The 4,214-nt window shown below is 70.1% G+C and carries 3 protein-coding genes and 1 pseudogene; 1 reads left to right on the top strand and 3 read right to left on the bottom strand.

Features of this window, described 5'->3' with window-relative positions:
- Nucleotides 1-145, bottom strand: a pseudogene (locus tag E2E34_RS36805) (PadR family transcriptional regulator); the annotation flags it as partial.
- A 149-nt stretch (nt 146-294) separates the two neighbouring features.
- On the opposite strand from E2E34_RS36805, the gene E2E34_RS31975 reads away from it, so the two are divergent.
- Nucleotides 295-1,113 carry a PhzF family phenazine biosynthesis protein gene (locus E2E34_RS31975; RefSeq protein ID WP_138905344.1) on the top strand — a complete coding sequence of 273 codons (819 nt, stop codon included), beginning with the start codon at nt 295-297 and terminating at the stop codon, nt 1,111-1,113.
- Between the two features lie 77 nt (nt 1,114-1,190).
- Here the strand turns inward: E2E34_RS31975 and E2E34_RS31970 are convergent, their stop codons facing one another.
- Both E2E34_RS31970 and E2E34_RS31965 read right to left on the bottom strand, forming a co-directional pair.
- On the bottom strand, nt 1,191-1,994 hold the full coding sequence (locus E2E34_RS31970; RefSeq protein ID WP_138905343.1) for a CPBP family intramembrane glutamic endopeptidase: 804 nt from the start codon (nt 1,992-1,994) through the stop codon (nt 1,191-1,193).
- A 251-nt stretch (nt 1,995-2,245) separates the two neighbouring features.
- Nucleotides 2,246-3,754, bottom strand: coding sequence for a glutamate-cysteine ligase family protein (locus E2E34_RS31965; protein WP_138905342.1), 1,509 nt, complete (start codon nt 3,752-3,754; stop codon nt 2,246-2,248).
- Nucleotides 3,755-4,214: the final 460 nt, after the last annotated feature.

Genomic DNA, 4,214 nt, shown 5'->3' with positions numbered 1-4,214 from the left:
CCCTTGGGCCGCCCCTGCCCCGGCCGCCGCCACCCCACGGCCCGCCGAACGGCGGCCCGAACGGCCCGAAGGCGGCACGCCGCCTCTCGAACTCGCCCCGACCGTGATGGCCGGGCCCGCAGTCCCCATGTCCATGCGAACGCATCACTACGCTCCTTCCATCGTTGAGCTGTCGCGATACCCCAACGATATATCGGAATAGCTCGCCCGACAAGCATGCCGGCGCACCGAAGGGGCCAGAGACCCGCGATTGGCCTTGGCCTGCGGCTTTGCCCCACCCGTACGTTCATGTCCATGCGGATTCGAATCGTCGACGCCTTCACCGACCGGCCCTTCGCCGGCAACCCGGCCGGAGTGCTGCTGCTGGACTCCGACGCCTTCCCGGACGACGCCTGGCTCCAGCGGGTGGCGGCCGAGATGAACCTGTCGGAGACCGCCTTCGCGCACCCGCTCCCCCCGGGCGGCGACGCGGACTGGGCACTGCGCTGGTTCACCCCGGCGGCCGAGGTCGCCATGTGCGGTCACGCCACCCTGGCCACGGCGCACGTCCTGCGCTCCACCGGTGCCGCCACGGGCGCCGTGCGCTTCTCCGCGCTGTGCGGGGTCCTCACCGCCACCGCGCGGGAAGACGGCGCGTTCACGCTCGACTTCCCGACCGCGCCGCTCACCGAGTCCCCGGTCCCGGCCGGCGTCGCCGAGGCACTGGGCGCTGATGTCCTCTCGGCCCACGACACGGGGCCGCACATCGGCGACCTGCTGGTGGAACTGGCGGACGAGCGGACCGTGCGCGCGCTCACACCCGACTTCCCCGCCCTGGTGGCCCACTCCCGGCGAGGCATCATCGCCACGGCCGCCGCCGAGGACCCCTCCGCCGGCGGTTACGACTTCGTCTCGCGCTGCTTCTTCCCGCAGCTCGGCATCGACGAGGACCCGGTGACCGGCAGCGCGCACACGGCCCTCGCCCCGTTCTGGTCGGCGCGCCTGGGCCGCGACGAGCTGACCGGCCTCCAGGCCTCCGCCCGCTCCGGACTCGTCGCCACCTCACTGCGCGGCGACCGCACCCTGCTGACCGGCGGCGCCGTCACCGTCGTCGACGGCGAGCTGCTCGCCTGACCCCGCGCTCAGGTGTGCGACCGAAGGGGGGCGTACGGATGATCCGTACGCCCCCCTTCGCACCACCGCGGACCGCGCTACTTCACCGTCGGCAACCAGGTCACCTCACCCGCGAGCAGCGCATACCCCACGAAAGCCCCCACGTCGAGCAGCGTGTGGGCCACCACCAGCGGCCCGATGCGCCCCCACCGCCGGTACAGCAGCACGAACACGGCGCCCATCACCACGTTCCCGATGAAACCGCCGATCCCCTGGTACAGGTGGTACGAGCCGCGCAGCACCGAACTCGCCGCCAGTGAGGCCCTCGGCGACCACCCCAACTGGTCCAGCCTGCGCAGCAGGTACCCGACGACGATGACCTCCTCCAGTACGGAGTTCTGCGTCGCGGAGAGAATCAGCACCGGAAACTTCCACCACACCGGCGGCAGCGACTCCGGCACCACCGTGAGGTTGAACCCCGTCTCGACGGCGACCAGGTAGAAGGCCAGCCCCGCGCTGCCGATGCCCGCCGCGATCAGCGTGCCCCGCCCCAGATCGGGCCACGGCCTCGTACGGTCGAATCCGATCGCGCGCAGCCCCGTTCCCTCCCGCATCAGCAGGTACGCGACCAGCGCGACGGGTGCCAGCGCCGTGGTGATACCGAACAGCTGCCAGACGAGATCCAGCCATGGACGCTCGGGCGTGGCCGACGTGTTGAGCCTCGCCGCCTGGTCCCTGAGCCCGCCCGGTCTGGTGACGGCGCCGACGAACCTGATCAGGGACGCCACCGCGCTCGCTCCCAGCGACAGCGCCAGGACGATCAGTATCTCCAGCCGCAAGATCCGGCGTGTCACCCCCTCTTCAGAGGGAAATTCAGCCACCCGCCCCGCCTCTGCCCGCACACCGGCCTCCAGTTCAGCAGTCGCGCCTCGTCACCGGCCCCCGCCGGTCTCGACGCGGGTACGGAGATCGCGCGACAAGCCGGGGGCGCCTGCCGGCAGTGGCCCGCCCCCGCCGCTCAGGACGCGAGGGGGGGCTCCACTGCCGTGGAAGGTCACAGCTTGCCCGACGCGGACGCGAACGACGGCACCAGGGCCGGTCCACACGGCCGTCCGGTGCCGTCGTGCTACTGATCAGACGCCCGGCCGTGGCCTCACGTGCGTCCCGGGAAGCCCACCGGCCAGGTGTGCACCGGATCGCCCTGGTGCATCAGCTCGCTGTAGCGGCGGGTGGTGGCGGCCAGCGCCGCCTCGCGCTCCAAGCCGGCCTCCAGGGCCCGGTGGTACGTGTCCACCTGCCAGGAGGCCCCGTTCACGCGCCGCCTGCACCGCTGCTCGATGACCCCGAGGTAGTAGTCGCGGTCGGCCGGTTCGATGCCCCAGGCGTCCAGCCCGGCGGCGGCCAGCGGCAGCAGTTCGTCCCGTACGAGCTTGACGGCCGGCACGCGTGCCGTCCCGCCGGCCCGCCCCGCCTTCGGCCAGATGATCTCCGCGTCGATCCCGTGCCTGCACGCGGTGTCGAAGTTCTCCTCCGCGGCCTCGAAGGACATCCGCTTCCACACGGGCCGCGAGTCCTCCGCGAGCGCCCGCACCAGCCCGTAGTAGAACGCGGCGTTCGCGATCACGTCCGTCACGGTCGGCCCCGCCGGCAGCACCCTGTTCTCCACCCGCAGGTGCGGTACGCCGTCGGCCAGCCCGTACACGGGCCTGTTCCAGCGGTAGACGGTCCCGTTGTGCAGCACCAGCTCCTGGAGCCGCGGCACCCCGCCGTCGTCGAGCACCAGCAGCGGGTCCTCGTCGTCGCAGATCGGCAGCAGCGCCGGGAAGTACCGCAGGTTCTCCTCGAAGAGCTCGTACGCCGAGTCCACCCACCGCTCACCGAACCACGTCCGGGGCCGCACACCCTGGGCCTGAAGCTCCGGCGGACGGGTGTCGGTGGCCTGGAGGAACAGCGGCGGCCGCGACTCGCGCCAGAGCTCGCGGCCGAAGAGGAACGGCGAGTTGGCGCCCAGGGCGATCTGCACGCCCGCGACCGCCTGCGCCGCGTTCCACACGTCCGCGAACCGGTCCGGTGTCACCTGGAGGTGCAACTGCACGGACGTACAGGCCGCTTCAGGCGCGATGGACGCGAAGTTGCAGGTCAGGCGCTCCACCCCGGAAATGTCGACGGTGAAGTCCTCACCTCGCGCGGTGACGATCTGATCGTTGAGCAGCTGGTAGCGGTCGACGTCGGAGAGATTCGCCGACACCAGGTCATGGCGTCCGAGGGTCGGCAGGATCCCGATCATCACGATGCCGGCGTCGACCTCGTTCGCTTTTCGGTGCGCGTATCCCAGACCGGTGCGGAGCTCTTCCGCGAGCTGATCGAAAACACGCCCGCCCAGCCGGTGCGGAACAATATTTACTTCCAGGTTGAACATGCCGAGTTCGGTCTGGAAATCCCGGCTCGCGATCCGCTCCAGGACCTCCGCGTTCATCATCTTCGGCATACCGTCGGCACCGGCCAGATTGAGCTCGATCTCCAGCCCCATGAAGTTCTTGGGACGGTCGAAGCCCTTCTCGGCCAGCAGCCGCCCCAGTCCCTCCAGGCACTGCTGGAGTTTCTTCCGGTACCTCTGCCGGTCCGACAGGTCGAACCCGCCTGCCACGACCTTCTCCCCCATCGAAGCATCCCTCCTCGAGCGGGCGGCTCACAGCATCGGGCACACATGTCACGGTCGATGATGCCCAGGCGGGCTGATCAGTAACGCCCCACGGCCATCAATGACCCGGTACCCTCATTCTGGAACTTCATCGGGCACATTCACGCGGCATGCGGCAGTGAGCAGATACCGGCCCGTGGCGGCTGGTGAAAAAGGCCGACGAGTTTCGGCCTACCGCGCGTGGCGGGGCTTTGCAGGCCACAGGTCTGACCCTCCAGATGAATGGGTAGATTCTTCGCAGTAAAGGGTCCTGATACCGCCTTGCCCGCAATGCCCACGACGGCTAGCGGAAACATCGTGTGAACACGGCTCGTATAAACTCCGCAGACGAGGCAGAGAGTTGGCGCCCCGGCCCATCGCCCCACGGCCCCCCTCTGACCCCGGAACGCAGACAGCGCCGTCCGCACCGCCCACGCACACC

Origin of the sequence: Streptomyces albidochromogenes (assembly GCF_005981925.1) — a bacterium.
GTDB classification, from domain to species: domain Bacteria; phylum Actinomycetota; class Actinomycetes; order Streptomycetales; family Streptomycetaceae; genus Streptomyces; species Streptomyces albidochromogenes.
Note: the sequence above shows the minus strand (reverse complement) of the source record. Positions and strands in the feature narration are given on the sequence as shown.